A 15,601-nucleotide genomic window follows, 5' to 3' on the forward strand; every position below is an offset into this window, starting at 1 on the left:
CCCCGTCGCGGCCGCCAGGTCGGCGAGGCACCGATAACTGCGAAACCGGGCAGCGCGGCCCGACGGTCTGGGGGGAGTACGGCCATGCCAGAGGATGACCTGTCGATTCTGCTGCTGGGTCCGATCAGGGCCGCCCGGGGTGGTACAGCGCTCTACCTGGGCACGCCACGGCAGCGCGAGGTGCTGGCGGTGCTGGCGCTGCGCAGCGGCATGGTGCTGTCGGTGCCGCAGATCGTGGACGCGATCTGGAGCGAACGCCGGCCCGACTCGGTGGAGAACATGGTGCACACCTACATCGGCCGGCTGCGTCGGGTGCTGGAACATCCCGGACGACCGCCCGCGCTGGCCCGGGTGCTCCGCTCCACCCGTCCCGGGTACACCCTGGAGCTGCCGGCGGAGGCGGTCGACATCACGCTGTTCGAGCGGGACGTCAAGGTGGCCCGGGCGGCCCGTACCCAGGGCGACCTGTCCCGGGCGCTCTGCTACTTCCAGCAGGGGTTGGCCCGCTGGTCCGGGCTGGCCCTCCAGGAGGCCGCCGGTCCGTTGGCGGAGGCGGAACGGATCCGCCTCACCGAACTGCGCCAGGACGCGGTGGAGGAGAGCACCGGAGTACGGCTGCTGCTCGGCGACGTCGAGAACCTCGTCTCGGAGCTGCGATGCATGCTGGCCGAGCAGCCGATGCGGGAACGGCTCTGGGAACTGCTGCTGGTCGTACTCGGCCAGACCTCGCGCCGGGCGGAGGCGTTGACCGCGTTCGAGGACGCCCGGGTCACCCTGGCCGACCGGCTCGGTGTCGAGCCCGGCCACCGGTTGCAGGACCTGCATCGCCGGCTGTTGCGCAGCGAGCCGGTCAGCGTACGGCCGTGGTGGGAGCGCCGGGTCCCGGTCTGACCGTTCCCGCCAGCCCCCGTTGCGGTCCGGCCGCGTCGACATCTGTCAGGCCGCGTCGACGTCCGGGCGGGCCGGGGCAGCCCTCTCGACGAGGGCGCCGGCCACCGTTCGCGGTGCCCGAGGTCAGGGCCGGGCGGCGTCGTCGCCCGGGTCGCCGGTGCCCCTACCCACCGTCGCGGCCGGTGCGGTCAGGACGAGGAAGACACCGGACGGCCCGGGGCCGAGGTGGGTCGGCAGTTCCTCGGCGACCGCGAGGCCACAGCTCCGGACGAGCCGTAGCAGCTCCCCGGCCTGGGCCACGTCGTAGACCTGGACCAGGATCCTGCCCCGGGCGGTGAGCATCCCGGGCAGTCGACGCAGCAGTGTCGCCGACTCGCTCTCGGACAGGTAGTAGATGACCTCGCGGAGCAGGATCGCGTCGAACCGGTCCGTGGTGTCGAAGGTACGGATGTCGGCGACCTCGAACGAGGTGTCCGGGCGACCGATCGCGCGGGCCTGGTCGATCGCCCGGCGGCTGATGTCGACCCCGTGGTAGTGCCGGTACCGCCCCGGGGCGAGTGGCAGGTTGGCGCTCGTACCGCAGCCGAGGTCCAGGATCGTCGGATCCGGCGCCCACCGCGCGATGAGCGACAGCGGCATGCCGCCATCGGACATCCCGTCGAGATAGCGCCAGAGACCCAGCGCGTACTGGGCGTTCCACAGCGCCGCGTTCATCCTCCGGTTCGGACGGACAAGTATCCGCAGCGGCATCATCGTCAGCCGGGCCACCGCCCGGACCAGGGGATTCGTCATCAGCTCACCGACCTTTCCGACTCTGGCGATCGAGCCGCCGCCGATGCAGGTACTGCGCCAGCAGCAGCCCGCCCGCACCGACCGCGACCTCGCTCAGCGCGCAGACCAGCCGGCTGGCCAGTACCACCGGGGTGGCGACCGACGCCGGCATCACGGTGACCAGGCCGACCATCAGGACGGCCTCCCGGACCCCGAGGCCGTCCGGGGCGACCATGACCAGCAGACCGGCCACGGCCGCGGCCGCGAAGCCCGCGACGCAGACCAGATAGGACCTCAGCGGTGGGGCGCCGGCGGTGACCGCGAGCAGCCAGAGATGGTGCCCGGAGATCACCCAGGACAGCGACTGCGTGACGATGGCTCGACGCACGCCGGCCCGGGACGCCGCGACCTGCGGGGGTCGGCGTCGCAGCAGCCGGGCCAGCGCGACCAGCCCTCGATTGAGCAACTCGGGCCGGACGAACAGGGCGACCAGCGGCAGTACGGCCAGCAGCAGCCATCCGGTCGCGCCGGGAAGTACGCCCGGCCCGGCGGCGAGCGCGACGGTCATCCCGGTCAGCGCCACGACCGTCCAGCTGAGGACGAAGACGCCGGCCAGCCGGACGGGGCCGACGTCGATCTCCTTACCCATCCGCAACAGCACCGGCAGGGCGACGAAACGGCCCGGCACGAACTTGGCGAGGAACCCGACGAAGAACAGCCGGGCGGCGGTCCACCGGTCCACGGCCGCGCCCAGATCGGCGAAGAGGGCCTGCCAGGAGACCAGCCCGAGCAGCAGCCCGACCGCGTTGATCAGCAGGGCGCCGAGCAGGACCACGGTGACCTGCGCCGGATCCAGCCGCTGCGCCAACGACCTGACCGGGGTCCAGTCCTGGCTCCGCAGGAACAGCACCAGCCCGGCCGCCAGCGCCAGCACGAAGACCACGGTCAGCGCCCGGTTCGCCAGCCGCCACCAGGTGCGCCCGGCGGCTCCGGCGGTCCGCCGGCCCGTCTCGGCGGGCGCGAGCGTGGTCATCGGCCCCCCTCGCTTCGCTCGGCGTCCCGACGAGCTTTCCTGAGCCGGCTGGTTCGCTCGCTGCGCTCGCTCATCGGCCCCCTCGCTTCGCTCGGCGTCCCGACGAGCTGTCCTGAGCCGGCTGGTTCGCTCGCTGCGCTCGCTCATCGGCCCCCTCGCTTCGCTCGGCGTCCCGACGAGCTTTCCTGAGCCGGACCACCGCCTGCGCCACCCCGAGCGTGAGGCCGGCGAACTCCGTGAGGTGGGTGAGGAAACGCATCAGCGCCGCGTAGAGCAGGAACCCCGGTCCGCGCTGCCGGAACGCGAACGTCAACAACTCCCGGTCGGCGGCGAGGAACCCGGCCAGCAGGGTCAGCGGTACGGCCAGCAGCCAGGGTGAGGCGACGGCGAGCGGCAGGGTGGCCACCGCCGACGCGCTGCCGAGCATGCCGGCAAGGGACCCGAGGTCGATGCGGTGCGGTTCCCGCCGCTCCGACCCGGACGCCGAGCCCGATCCGTCCGCCGGACACGCACCTCCCGCCGGCCCCCCTGCCGGGCGCGGTCCGGGCGTCGGCGACGGTGTCCACCGGGCCACCACCACCGCGCCGGCATAGGTCAGAGCCCGACGGAAAAGCTCGGAGAGGTACGGCCAGAGCCGGTCCACGTCGTCGTGCCGGCCGATCACCCGGTCACTCGTCCGGATCTCGTACGACGCCGGCAGGCGGGTGCCGAACTCCACGTCCTCGGCATCGCGGAGTCGCTCGTCGAAGCCGCCGACGGCATCGAAGACGGGCCGGGGAACCGCGGTCAGCGCGAACATGGTGCTGGAGGTCACGCCGACGGCCCGGCGCCGCCAGAAGTGCTCGAACAGCGTCTTGTAGGACTCCACCGGTCCATCGGCGAACAGCGGGTGCAGGTCGTAGATCCCCTGCACGACGCCGCACCGGGGATGCTGCCGAAGCACCCCGAGCGCGGCGGCCAGCGCGTCCGGGGCCAACGCGATGTCCGAGTCGACGAAGAACAGCACCTCGCCGGTTGCCCGGCCGGCCCCGGCGTTGCGGGCCGCCGAGACGCCCCGGTTGGCCGCGAAGGCGAGCAGGGTGCAGGGGAACCCGGCCACGATCTGTCGGGACAGGTCCGTGCTGGCGTCGTCGACGACGATCACCTCGGCCGGCGGGAGACTCTGCGCGTAGACCGCCGTCAGGCAGGCCCGGAGCGTCTTCTCCTTGTTGTAGTTGGGGATCACCACCGACACCCGTACGGCGTCGGAATCGGCGGGTGAGCGGGTTTCGCCACCGTGGTCGGGTTGGTCGAGCCGGTGCTCCCGGTCCCGCTCCGGGGCGCCGTACGCCGGTGCGCCGGTTTCCCGGGCGGTCCGGGCCGCGCGGCGCAGCGTGAACGGGAGCCAGCCGAGCAGGGCGAGCCCGGTCAGTACGTACAGGTTGCTGTAGAGCAGTCCCCAGCCGTCGAAGTGGAGATCCTGGCCCCGCAGACCCGCGAGCACCCAGCCGGTGCCCGCCACGAAGACGAGCCAGGCCAGGCCCACGGCGGCGAGCCCGATCCGGCTGCCGAGCCGCCAGGCCCGCTCGGCGAGCAGGGCCAGCGCGGGCACCGCCCAGACCCAGTGGTGGTGCCACGAGATCGGGGAGACCAACAGGCCGGTCGTCGCGCAGGCGAGCACCCCGAGCAGTTCCTCGCCGGCCCGGGCGCACCAGACCGCGACGGCGAGACCCGCGGCACCGACCAGCGCCACCGGCAGCCACCCGAGCCGCGGATCGCCGGAATCGGTCAGCCGGGCCAGTGCGCCGGGCAGGGACTGGTTCAGGATCGTCCGGAGGTCGGCGGTGACCCGGGAGGTGTCGAGGAGTGCACCGGACCAGTACCCCGACGAGTCCACCGGCCGCCACAGGAACCCGATGGCGATGGTGCCGAGGAAACCGCCGATCGCCGTCGCCGCCGCCCGTACCCGGCCGGTGGCGAGCAGGTACACCACGAAGACGAGCGGGGTGAGCTTGATTCCGGCGGCGAGGCCCACTCCGAGGCCGTACCACCAGCGGCGCGGATCGCCGGTCAGGTCGACCAGCACGACCAGCATCAGGAACAGGCCGACCTGGCCGACCTGTAGATGACCCGACACCGCGAACATCGGCAGCGCGGCGACCGTGCCGACCAGCGTCAGTGTTCCGAGACGCGGGTCCGGCACCCCGGTCGACCGCAGCACCAGCCGGAGCACCGCCGCCAGCGCGAGCATCGAGCCGAGCGTCCACACCCCGATCGCGACCTCCGGGCCGACGGCCGCGAAGGGCTGGAACAGCAGCGCCGCGAACGGCGGGTACGTGAACCCCAGCTCGATCCCGTCCGCGCCGCGCACGGTCACCTGGTAGAGGCCGCCGTCCCCGGCTTCGGCGGCGGACCCGCCCGCCCGGTAGACGGCGAGATCGCCCCAGTACCGTCCGGTGACCCGGTGCACCGCGACGGCGCCGACGGCGACCAGCGTCGCGAGCAGTGCCACGACGGCACTACCGGGCGCCGCACCGATCCGGGGCCGGAGCGGCGCGTTCGTAGCGGTAGCGGGCGCCATTACCGATCTCCCTCCGTGGCCGGCGGGCACACGCTAACAATCGACCTAACACGATTTCTGGAACGTGTCTGGATTACCCAGCGTCCACAGCGGATGGCGTCGCCGACCCGCCGCCCTGTCGACGGAGGTCGACCGGCCAGGCGTTGGCCGGCACCTGCCGGCCCGGATCCGCTGGGTGCCCGGATATCCACCCGCGAACGGTCGGCGTCCGGCACTGTCGACCGGCTACGACGCGGACACGGAAGGTAGTCAGGACCATCCGACCGTACGACGAACCGGCGGGCCCGGGCGGGAAATCATTGACGCCAACGAACCGACCGATCCTCCTTCCTCCCTGGTGGAAACGATGACGAAGCAATGGGAAGGCTCGGAACCGCCCCGGGTGATCGTGGTGGCCCGGTTCCTCGGGGTGCTCAGCGCGATCGGCGTGTTCGTCATCTACCTCGCCGGGCTCGCGGTTTCCTACCGGACAGCGGGCGGCCTCGACGTGGAGGTCTCCGACTCGCCGGCCTGGCTCTATCCCGTCGTGGTGGTCGGTCTGGTGATCGTCGGCAGCCTCGGGCTGGTCGCGGCGACCATCGATCCACAGCGGACGTCCCGGGTCTACCCCTGGCTCCTGGTCGGCATCGGCACGGTCACCCAGATCCTCTTCGGGCTGGTGCTGACCGACCAGTCGCTCGACCCCCGGAACATCGCGGTGATCGTGCTGCCGCCGTTCACCGCCGCGCTCTCCATCGCCGAGTTCGCCCGCGAGCTGCGCAACCTGCTCCGCCCGCAGTCCTGATCACCGGGTGCGACCCGGTCACTCCCGGCCGACGTCCCGATCCCGGCGTACCGTCGTCCTGCGGCCCTTGATGGTGCTCTGGCGCAGCCGGGCGATCACCTCGTCCGCGGCGGACCGTGGCACCTCGACCAGCGAGAACCGGTCGGCGATCTCGATCGAGCCGATCTCCCGGCCGCTGACCCGGGTCTCGCCGGTGATCGCACCGACCAGGTCCTGCGGCCGGATTCCGGCCCGGCGTCCGACGCCGATGAAGAGGCACGCCATGTCGCCCGGACGGGTCCGACCGGCACCGGTACGTCGTTCGTCGCGGCCACCGTCCCGACCGCCGTCCCGGCGGGGACGGCCGTCCCGGTCGCCCCGGAACGCCACCTGCGGGATGTCCTCCTCGTCGACCGTTCCGCCCGTCGACTCGTGCGCCAGCCGCACCGCGGCGAGGGCCACCTCCATCACGTCGAACTCGTCGGTGAGGGTCTCCACGATCACCCGGAACGGCTCGAGGTCGTCCTCCAGCAGGCTCTCGTGCAGCGCGGCCCGGGTCATCTCCAACCGCCGGGTCCGCAGGTCGGCCACGGTCGGTATCTTGTCGATCGAGATCCGTTGCCCGGTGGTCCGCTCGATGGTCTTGAGCATCCGGTGCTCCCGGGGCTCCGCCAGGGTGATCGCGACCCCCTGCCGGCCGGCCCGGCCGACCCGGCCGATCCGGTGCACGTACGACTCCGGCGCGGACGGCACGTCGTAGTTGACCACGTGGGTGAGCTGCTCGATGTCCAGCCCCCGGGCAGCCACGTCGGTCGCCACCAGCAGGTCCGCCGTGCCCGCCCGGAGCCGGCCCATCACCCGGTCGCGCTGCTCCTGGGTCATCCCGCCGTGCAGTGCCTCGGCCCGGTACCCCCGGCCGTTCATGGTCTCGGTGAGCCGGTCGACCTCTTCCCGGCTGCGGCAGAAGACGATGGCCGCGGTCGGCGCCTCGACGTCGAGGACCCGGCCGAGCGCCGCCGGCTTGTGCGACCGCGCGACGACGTACGCGGTCTGCCGGACCAGTGGCGCCGTGCCGGATGGGGCGGGCTGCCGGCCGATCTCGATCCGGGCCGGGTCGCGCAGGTGCTGTCGGGCCATCCCGTCGATCCGGCTCGGCATCGTCGCGGAGAACAGCACCGTCTGCCGCTGCTCGGGCACGTGCTGCAGGATCGCCTCGATGTCCTCGGCGAAGCCCATGTCGAGCATCTCGTCCGCCTCGTCCAGCACCACCGTGGCGAGGCTGCCCAGCCGCAACGTGTCCCGGGAGATGTGGTCCAACGCCCGTCCCGGGGTGGCCACCACGACGTCGACGCCGCTGTCCAGTACCCGCAACTGCCGGGCGATCGGCTGTCCGCCGTAGATCGGCAGCACCCGTACGCCGAGATCCCGGCCGTACCGGTGGATCGCCTCGGAGACCTGGACGGCCAGTTCGCGGGTCGGTACCAGGATCAGCGCCGTGGGCTCCCCGGAGCGGCGGTCCTCCGGCATCCGCTGCAGCAGTGGTAGCGCGAAAGCGGCGGTCTTTCCGGTTCCGGTGGCCGCCTGTCCGAGCAGGTCACGCCCGGCCAGCAGCGGCGGGATCGCCTCCCGCTGGATCGCGGTCGGCTCCTCGTAGCCCAGCGTGCTCAGCGCGTCGAGGAGTTCGGTCCGTAGCCCAAGGTCGGCGAAGGTGCCGGAGTCGTCGTCGGTGCCGTCGGGGCTCGTGGTGACCACCGGATCGGGTCGTGCGCTTTCGGAACTCATGCCTTCAGCCTTTCACCACGCCGGAGTGCACGGCTCGGCGACCGGCCATCCGGGCCGCCCCGGGGGTGGTCCGGGCCGGACGCCGCTCCGACCGGCTCGGGCAAACGGCTGGTGTGATCGGGGATCAGTGCTGGCGGAGCGCCCCACGCCCGGCCGGAGTCGGGTCCAGACGGGCGAAAGCTGTAACTTCACCGTAACTTCACTGCCCATCAACGGGCGTTCGGACCGCCCCGTGCACTATGCTGCCGGCAGAACCAAGTCGCCCGTAGTCGTGGAATACAACGCCGTATTGGTCAGGTGCTGGTGAATGAGTGATCGCCGTAAGGATCAGAGTGACAGGTCCGGGACCGAGTCGGGCGGGTCCGCCCGGGCACTGGGAACTCGCGACCGGCTGCTTCGGGCGGCGATGGATCTCTTCGCCGAGCAGGGCTACCGGAAGACCACCATCGGGGAGATCGAGGCGCGGGCCGGGCTGGCACCGCGATCCGGCGCGCTCTACCAGTACTTCGCCAGCAAGGAGGAGGTGCTCCGGGCCGGCATCGAGCGGCACATCGAACAGTTGAGCGTGCTCACCTCCGCGCTCGACCTGCTCCCGCTGGCCGACCTCCGGTCCGAGATCATCCTGCTCGGGCGGTGGAACCTCCAGGACCTGAACCGCCGGGAACCGCTGTACCGGCTGGTCCGGCAGGAGGGCGAGGTCGTTCCCGGCCTCCTCGACCAGCTACGGGAGGCCGTACACGACAACCCGCACCGACGGATCGCGGAGTGGATCAGCCGCAGCGCCGAGGCCGCCGGCTCCACGCACGTGGACGCCGAGGCGCTGGCCCTCATCATCGCGGGCTCGATGGGGCACTACCGCACGCTTGAGTCGATCTACGGCCGTAAACCGCTCGACATCGACGACGAACGGTTCCTTGCCACCTGGGTCGAGGTGTGCATCGCCATCGCCCAGCACTTCGGCCTCGACGCCGCCCGGGAGAGCACGTACGGCCGCGACGGTTTTCCGCGTCCCGACCCACCCAGGAGCGCCGGGGGAGAGGACTCCGCGCATGCCCGAGACACCTGACGACAGGTCCCGAGCCCGGCGAGCACTCGCCGTCTGCTCCCTCGCCGCCTTCATGGCCTTCCTGGACGTCACCATCGTCAACGTCGCCTTCCCGGACCTCCAGCGTTACTTCCCCACCGTGCGCGAGGACGAGCTGTCCTGGGTGCTCAACGGCTACAACGTGGTCTTCTCCGCGGCCCTGGTCCCGGCCGGCCGGCTCGCCGACATGGTCGGCCGGCGGCGGCTGTTCCTGATCGGACTGCTCCTGTTCACGGTGGCGTCGGCGGGCTGCGCCGCGGCCCCGTCCGTCTGGTGGCTGATCGCGGCCCGCATCGTGCAGGCGATCGGCGCGGCGGCGGTGATCCCGAGTTCGATCGCCCTGCTGCTGCACGAGTACCCGGCGGAGCGCCGGCTCGCCGCCACCTCCATGCTGGGCGCCTGCGCCGCCGCGGCCGCGGCGTTCGGGCCGACCGTGGGCGGCGTGCTGATCGAGGTTCTCGACTGGCGCCTGGTCTTCCTGGTCAACGTGCCGATCGGGGTGGCCACGATGGTCTGGGGCGCCCGCGTGCTGCGGGAGTCGGCCGACCAGCGACGGGGCAGGATGCCCGACCTGCTCGGTGCCGCCGCCCTCGCGCTGGGGCTCGGTGCGCTGGCGCTGACCATCACCAAGGGCAACGACTGGGGCTGGACCAGTCCACGTACGGTCGGCCCGTTCGCCGGGGCGTTCGCCCTGATCGGCCTGGCGCTCTGGAGATCCGCGCGACATCCGGCGCCGGTGCTGGAACTCAGCCTGCTCCGGCTCCGTCCGGTCGCGGCCGGCAACGCCGCCCTGGTCCTGTTCTCCATCGGGATCTACGGCAAAATTCTGGTGGATGTGCTCTATCTCAGTGATGTGTGGCATTTACGGCCGGTGTTGACGGGATTGGCGCTCGCGCCGGGCCCGTTGATAACCGCCGCCTGTGCGCCGGTCGCCGGCATGCTGGCCGACCGATTCGGCGGAAAACTGATCGCCGGTATCGGCGTGGTGGTGTACGGGCTTGGCTGCGTATGGTTTGCCACAGTTCCGGGAGTTGAGCCCAATTATCTGACCGAATGGTTGCCGGGTTCGTTTCTCACGGGTATCGGGAACGCGATGGCTTTTCCCGTATTGACCGGAGTTGCGGTTGCGTCGCTCCCGATATCCCGGTTCGCCACCGGCAGCGCGGTCAACGCCACGGCCCGGCAGGTGGGTGCCGCCCTCGGGGTCGCGGTGGTGGTGGCCATCCTGGGACCGCTCGGCGGGCTGGAGAGCCGGGACGCCCTGCTGAGCGGGTTCTGGTGCACGGGCGCGGCGTCCGGACTGGCCCTGTTCGCGGTGCTGGCGCTGCGTCGACCGGCGGCCGTGCCGCCCGTCGGATCGGATCCACCGCTGCCCGCACCCAGCGCGCCGGACCGGGTCGGCTGAGCCTGCGCCCGACCCGGTCCGGCGGCGGTGACCTCAGCCCCCGACCAGGATGGTCAGCACCGCCAGCACCGAGATGAACACCGCCGCGCAGCTCGCCGCCACCGTGGTGATCCGCCGGTTGACCAGCTCGCCCATCAACGACGCGTCCCTGGTGAAGAAGACCAGCGGCCAGAGCGCGAAGGGAATGCCGATGCTCAGCGTGACCTGGCTGAGCACCAGCGCTCTGGTCGGTTCCAGGCCCAGGGCCAGGATGCCGAGCGCGGGCACGATGGTGACCAGGCGGCGTACGGTCACCGGGATGGATCGGCGGAGGAAGCCGGCCAGGATGACCGAGCCGGCGTACGTGCCGACCGAGGAGGAGACCAACCCCGAGACGAGCAGGGCCAACCCGAAACAGGCCGCCGCCAGCGCACCGGACCGCTCGTCGAACAGGTGGTACGCCTGCTCGAGTTCGGTGACGCCGCTGCCGGCCAGGCTGCCCGCCGCTATCGCGATCAGCATGACGTTGGTGGCGCCGGCCACCAGCATCGCCGCCACCACGTCGATCCGGGTGGCGGCGAGCAGCCGTCGGCGGGCCGGAACGGTGCGTACCACGCCGAAGCGGTCCCGGATCAGCGCGGAGTGCAGGTAGATCGCGTGCGGCATGATCGTGGCGCCGAGGATCGCCGCCGCGAGCAGGATGGCGCCCCGGTCCGGCAGGTCGGGGAGCAGGCCGCCGGCCAGACCTCCGGGTGAGGGCTCGGCGGTGACGGCCGCGTACCCGAAGCCGATGAAGATCAGGGCCAGCATCGCCGCGGTGAGCCGCTCGAAGCTCCGTTGCCCGTGCCGGGTCTGCACGATGAGCAGGACGAACGCGACGGCCCCGGTCAGGAAACCGCCGGCCAGCAGTGGAACGCCGAACAGCAGGTAGAGGGCGACGGCGCCGCCGAGCACCTCGGCGACGTCGGTGGCGACGGCCACCACCTCGGCCTGACCCCAGAGCAGGTAGACCACCGGCCGGGGAAACCGCTCGCGGCAGAGTTCCGGCAGGGTACGACCGGTGGCGAGGCCGAGCTTCGCCGACAGGTACTGGGTCAGCACGGCGAGCAGGTTCGCGAGTACCACGACCCAGACCAGTTGGTACGCGTACTGGGAGCCGGCCGACACGTTCGTCGCCACGTTGCCGGGGTCGACGTACGCGATCGCCGCCACGAAGGCCGGACCCAACCGAATGACCAGGTGTCCGAGGGGCATCTTGCCGGTAATGGACGAGTTCAACTTCGGTGAATGATGGATGACATTACTCTGGGCGCTCGAACGGGTACCATCCTGTGACCGCACCGTGCCTCCAGTCTGCGTAGGTACGCATCCCCCGGCGGGTAAATCGCCAAGTTTCACAACTCGCCTGAGGGCCCTCAATACGGACGTTGTGACGGATCACCGTCTTGAGGTTGCTACTTATATTGTTGACTTCATGTAGTCGTAGTTTGTACGCTTCGACGCTGTCAAGGCTTTAGATTCCCGGCTGATTGGCCGCATCGGCTTGACTGATCAAGTTGCTTGTTTGGGGGCCGCATGCGACTTGCACCGCAATCTCCTTCGATCGCCGCCCCCGTGCCCGGCGCACCGGCACCGGCCCAACGCGTGATCGTCGGGCCGGGCGCCGTCGCCGCCGTGCCGGCGGAGGCCGAGGCGATCTGCGGGGTTCCGGCGACGCGGCTCCGCGCCGTGCTGGTCGTCGGCCCCGGATTCGACACCCGCCCATGGGCCGAGCGGATGGTCGCCGCGCTGCGACCGCTGCCGACCCGGCGGTACGTCCAACCGGGCCCGGTGACCCCCGACGGCGTGCTGCGGCTGGCGCGGCTGCTCCGGGAGAGCCGCCCCCGGATCGTGCTGGCGGTCGGCGGCGGCACCGTGCTCGACACCGCGAAGGCGGCGGTGGCCCTACAGCCGTACCCGCACCTCGACCAGCACGACGTGGTGCGGGGTTGCGACGACCCCGGGCTGCGGCGGCGCTGGCCGATCGACGTCCCCACCCGGCCGGCGGTGGTCGCGGTGCCCAGCACCCCGGGCACCGGAGCCGAGGCCACCCCGTTCGCCACCCTCTGGGACACCACCGGTGGCCGGAAGCTCTCCCTGGCCGGTCCCGAGCTGCTGCCCCGGGCCGTGATCCTCGATCCGGACCTGCTGCTGGGGCTGGACCGGACCGTCCTCGCCTGCGCCGTGCTGGACACGATCTGCCAGGGCGCCGAGGCGGCCTGGTCGATCCGCTCCACCCCGGCGTCGACCGCCTTCGGCCTGACCGCACTCGGCACCGCCGCCGGTGTGCTGGACCGGCTCGTCGCCGGGCGGCTGGACGACGCCGGCCGAGGAGCCCTGCTCCTCGCCGGCCACCACTCCGGCAGGGCCATCGCCGAGGCACCGACCTCGTCCTGCCACGCCATCTCGTACCCGCTGACCCTGTGGCTGGGGCTGGCGCACGGGCATGCGTGCGGGGTGAGCCTGCCGACGCTGCTGCGTCACAACGCCGATGTGACCACGGCGGACTGCGCGGACCCCCGGGGTGTCCGGCACGTCCGCGCCGTGGTCGACCGGATCGCCGTGGCCCTGGGCGCCGACGTGGCGGCGTCCAGCCCGGACGGAACCGTCGGGCCGGACGGAACCGTCGTCGCGCGGGCCGCTGCCGCCGCCGCGCGGGTCGAGCGGTTGTTCGCCGGTGCCGGCCTGACGCCCCTGGCGGAGCTGGCGGTCGACGCGCACGACCTGGCCGTCGAGGCCCTCAGCTACCCCCGATGCCACGACAACCCGCGCCGGCTGGACGTTCCCGTCCTCCGCCGGCTCCTCGGCACGCCGCTGGGACTGGAGGAGTCATGCTCGTAGACCCGTTCAAGGTCGCGCACTGGATGAACGCCCGCAAACACACCGCGACGCAGGTCGCCGAACTGGCCGGGGTCCCCGGGGGGACGCTGACCGACCTGCTCGGCGGTGGCGTCGCCGAGGTCGACGACGCGCTGCTGGGCCGCATCGCGCTCGCGCTGCGCGTCGACCCGGCCCAACTCTGCGCCCAGGGCGCCCGGGACCTCACCGTCGTGCACCAGTCGGCGGAGGGGCTGGCGGCCACCTGCCGGCCGATCCAGCGCGACGGGATCCACTTCTACAACTACTACTCCATGGCAGCGCCTCCCGGGCGGGTGGCGCCGGTGATCCTCGACATCCTCTGCCCGGCCGACCGGCTGCCCGCGCTCAACAACGGGCACCTGGAGCCGGCCATCACCGTCAACCTCGGCCCCGGGGACATCCACGGCCGCTGGGGCGAGGAACTCACCCCGCAGACCTGGCAGGTGTTGCACGCCAACTCCGGCGACGACCCGTGGATCGTCGGCGACTCGTACGTCGAACCGTCGTACTGCCCGCACAGCTACTCGCTCGCCGGTGCCGCCCCGGCCCGGATCGTCTCCTACACCGGACAGTCGAACATGGCGCCGGTGATCGAGGAGGCGAACACCTGGTCCGACAGCGCCTACGCCCGGTACCTCGAACTGCTCGACGGCGGACTGCCCCCGGGCGACCTGCTGGACCTGCTGCTGGCCCGGCGCGGCTATCAGCGGTCCTCCGCCGCCGACGCGATCGGGCTCGACCCGGCGGCGCTGGACAAGGCGGTCAGCGACCCGGTGGCCGGGATTCCCGTGCTCCGGGCCCTGGCCCGGACGGTGGGACTGGACTACCGCCTGCTGCTGCCGGCCGAGCGCAGCCACGACGCGGTCGGCAAGTCGTACCGGGACGTGCCGGACGCCCGTGCGTCGCGGCGCCGGCTCGGCCCGTACGAGGTGGCCTCGATGGCGAGCGCCCCACACCTGCCGGACCTCACCGGGCTGTACCTGCGGGTCCACTCCGACGGGTCCGAGGTGTCCGGTGCCGACCTGGTGGAGCCGGCCGAGTCGCACTACTTCGTCGCCACGGGCGTGCTCACCCTCGACTGGGACAACGCGCAGGGGCAGCGCCAGAGCACCACCCTCACCGCCGACGGCTCGGCCTGGGTCGGCCCGTTCGTCCGGCACCGCTGGTCCGGCGACGGGGCACTGCTGAAGTTCGGCTCCGGCTCCCACGTCGGCTATCTCGACCTGGTCGAACTGACCAACACGTACGCACCGGCGGCCACCGCCCGGCGGGGCCGCCGCGACCTGTCCAGCTGGGGCTACGACGAGGGATAGGGGGCAACGATGCGAGTGGTCTACACCGACCCGGCCTGGGCGCTCGACGCGAGCGGCCGACCCGATCCGAGCCGCGCCGACCTGGAACGCGGCATCCTCGGACCGGACGTCAGCGTCGAGTTCGGTCCGTTCGACGGCGGAACCGGCCTCGATCCGGCCGACGACCCGGAGGCCGCCCCGAGCGCCGACGGCGGCTTCGTGACCTCCGGCGACCAACTGCTCGACGCGGCACGGGGCGCCGACGCACTGGTGATCTACCGGTGCCAGGTCACCTCGGAACTCGTCGAGGCACTCCGGCCGAACTGCCGGGTGGTCGCCCGCAGCGGCGTCGGCTTCGACAACCTCCGTCCCGACCTGCTCGCCACGGCCGGCATCTACGGATTCAACGTGCCGGACTACTGCGGCGACGAGGTGAGTACGCACACCGTGGCGCTGTTGCTCGGACTGGAGCGGCAGATCTGCGTACAGGACCGGCTGGTCCGGGACAACCGGTGGGGGATCCACCGGGGTGGCATACCGCGCCGCACCTCGGAGCGTACGGTCGGGATCGTCGGCTTCGGCCGGATCGGCCGGGCCAGCGCCCGCAAGCTCCAGCCGTTCTACCACCAGGTCCTGGCCCACGATCCGTACGTGGCGGCCGACCTGATGGCCAGCCACGGCGTCACCCCGGTCCGGAGCCTCGGCGAGCTGTTCGCCGCGGCGGACGCCGTGGTGATCCACGCGGCGCTGACCCCGGAAACGGACGGGCTGGTCGGTGCGGCGGCGCTCGGTGCCGCCGCACCGGGAGCCCTGCTGGTCAACACGGCCCGGGGACGACTCGTCGACACCACGGCCGTGCTCGACGCGCTCGACACGGGCCAACTGGCCGGCTTCGCCTCCGACGTCTTCGCGCCCGAGGACCCGAACGCATCACCCACCGCCCGCAAGTTGCTCGCCCGGAACGACGTGATCGTCAGCTCCCATCGCGCGTTCCTGTCCGCCGAATCCGAGTTGAGCCTGCGCCGCCGGATCGCCACGGGCGTCCGCGCGGTGCTCGTCGACGACGCGCCACCGCCCGAGGGACGGCTGGCGTGAACACCACCGGTCGCCACCGCAGCCAGCTCGACACTTCTTTGGAGGAAC

General features: G+C 72.0%; 10 protein-coding genes and 2 pseudogenes. 7 read left to right on the top strand and 5 right to left on the bottom strand.

Annotation, left to right across the window (positions count from 1 at the left end; translation table 11 throughout):
- Window positions 1–84 precede the first annotated feature (84 nt).
- Complete coding sequence (locus tag ACFP2T_RS05725; protein WP_377418092.1) at window positions 85–891, top strand: AfsR/SARP family transcriptional regulator; 807 nt, start codon at window positions 85–87, stop codon at window positions 889–891.
- Between the two features lie 123 nt (window positions 892–1,014).
- Here the strand turns inward: ACFP2T_RS05725 and ACFP2T_RS05730 are convergent, their stop codons facing one another.
- The 3 genes and pseudogenes from ACFP2T_RS05730 to ACFP2T_RS48105 form a co-directional block, all read right to left on the bottom strand.
- The gene (locus ACFP2T_RS05730; protein ID WP_377418094.1) at window positions 1,015–1,683 is read right to left on the bottom strand and encodes a class I SAM-dependent methyltransferase; all 669 of its coding nucleotides are present in this window, start codon (window positions 1,681–1,683) and stop codon (window positions 1,015–1,017) included.
- A 7-nt stretch (window positions 1,684–1,690) separates the two neighbouring features.
- Window positions 1,691–3,970, bottom strand: a pseudogene (locus ACFP2T_RS48100) (glycosyltransferase); the annotation flags it as partial.
- Window positions 3,971–4,376: 406 nt separating this feature from the next.
- Window positions 4,377–5,255, bottom strand: a pseudogene (locus ACFP2T_RS48105) (glycosyltransferase 87 family protein); the annotation flags it as partial.
- Window positions 5,256–5,601: 346 nt separating this feature from the next.
- Between ACFP2T_RS48105 and ACFP2T_RS05745 the strand changes: the two are divergent.
- Window positions 5,602–6,039: a hypothetical protein gene (locus ACFP2T_RS05745; protein WP_377418100.1), complete on the top strand. Its 438-nt coding sequence runs from the start codon at window positions 5,602–5,604 to the stop codon at window positions 6,037–6,039.
- An 18-nt stretch (window positions 6,040–6,057) separates the two neighbouring features.
- On the opposite strand, the gene ACFP2T_RS05750 is transcribed toward ACFP2T_RS05745, so the two are convergent.
- Window positions 6,058–7,800 carry a DEAD/DEAH box helicase gene (locus tag ACFP2T_RS05750; protein ID WP_377418102.1) on the bottom strand — a complete coding sequence of 581 codons (1,743 nt, stop codon included), beginning with the start codon at window positions 7,798–7,800 and terminating at the stop codon, window positions 6,058–6,060.
- 307 nt (window positions 7,801–8,107) lie between these two features.
- Between ACFP2T_RS05750 and ACFP2T_RS05755 the strand changes: the two genes are divergently transcribed.
- On the top strand, window positions 8,108–8,866 hold the full coding sequence (locus tag ACFP2T_RS05755) for a TetR/AcrR family transcriptional regulator (RefSeq protein ID WP_377418104.1): 759 nt from the start codon (window positions 8,108–8,110) through the stop codon (window positions 8,864–8,866).
- Entirely contained in the window at window positions 8,850–10,289 is a 1,440-nt protein-coding gene (locus tag ACFP2T_RS05760) for an MFS transporter (protein WP_377418106.1), read from the top strand. The genes ACFP2T_RS05755 and ACFP2T_RS05760 overlap by 17 nt, the downstream gene beginning before the upstream one ends.
- Window positions 10,290–10,322: 33 nt before the next feature.
- On the opposite strand, the gene ACFP2T_RS05765 is transcribed toward ACFP2T_RS05760, so the two are convergent.
- Window positions 10,323–11,546 (bottom strand): Nramp family divalent metal transporter, encoded by a 1,224-nt coding sequence (locus ACFP2T_RS05765; protein ID WP_377418108.1) that lies wholly within the window; start codon window positions 11,544–11,546, stop codon window positions 10,323–10,325.
- A 336-nt stretch (window positions 11,547–11,882) separates the two neighbouring features.
- Here ACFP2T_RS05765 and ACFP2T_RS05770 point away from each other — a divergent pair, with 336 nt between their 5' ends.
- The 3 genes from ACFP2T_RS05770 to ACFP2T_RS05780 are packed head-to-tail and all read left to right on the top strand — an operon-like array spanning window position 11,883 to window position 15,553.
- A complete protein-coding gene (locus ACFP2T_RS05770) occupies window positions 11,883–13,148 on the top strand; it encodes an iron-containing alcohol dehydrogenase (protein WP_377418110.1) in 1,266 nt (421 codons plus the stop codon).
- Window positions 13,139–14,479: a histidine kinase gene (locus ACFP2T_RS05775; RefSeq protein WP_377418112.1), complete on the top strand. Its 1,341-nt coding sequence runs from the start codon at window positions 13,139–13,141 to the stop codon at window positions 14,477–14,479. The genes ACFP2T_RS05770 and ACFP2T_RS05775 overlap by 10 nt, the downstream gene beginning before the upstream one ends.
- Window positions 14,480–14,488: 9 nt before the next feature.
- Entirely contained in the window at window positions 14,489–15,553 is a 1,065-nt protein-coding gene (locus ACFP2T_RS05780) for a C-terminal binding protein (protein WP_377418114.1), read from the top strand.
- Window positions 15,554–15,601 lie beyond the last annotated feature (48 nt).

Source organism: Plantactinospora solaniradicis, from assembly GCF_042658085.1.
In the GTDB taxonomy this organism is placed as follows: domain Bacteria; phylum Actinomycetota; class Actinomycetes; order Mycobacteriales; family Micromonosporaceae; genus Plantactinospora; species Plantactinospora solaniradicis.

Coding starts and splice junctions, on each gene's coding strand:
- ACFP2T_RS05725 (WP_377418092.1), top strand. CDS start 85: ATGCCAGAGGATGACCTGTCGATTCTGCTGCTGGGTCCGATCAGGGCC.
- ACFP2T_RS05775 (WP_377418112.1), top strand. CDS start 13,139: ATGCTCGTAGACCCGTTCAAGGTCGCGCACTGGATGAACGCCCGCAAA.
- ACFP2T_RS05755 (WP_377418104.1), top strand. CDS start 8,108: ATGAGTGATCGCCGTAAGGATCAGAGTGACAGGTCCGGGACCGAGTCG.
- ACFP2T_RS05750 (WP_377418102.1), bottom strand. CDS start 7,800: ATGAGTTCCGAAAGCGCACGACCCGATCCGGTGGTCACCACGAGCCCC.
- ACFP2T_RS05780 (WP_377418114.1), top strand. CDS start 14,489: ATGCGAGTGGTCTACACCGACCCGGCCTGGGCGCTCGACGCGAGCGGC.
- ACFP2T_RS05760 (WP_377418106.1), top strand. CDS start 8,850: ATGCCCGAGACACCTGACGACAGGTCCCGAGCCCGGCGAGCACTCGCC.
- ACFP2T_RS05730 (WP_377418094.1), bottom strand. CDS start 1,683: ATGACGAATCCCCTGGTCCGGGCGGTGGCCCGGCTGACGATGATGCCG.
- ACFP2T_RS05745 (WP_377418100.1), top strand. CDS start 5,602: ATGACGAAGCAATGGGAAGGCTCGGAACCGCCCCGGGTGATCGTGGTG.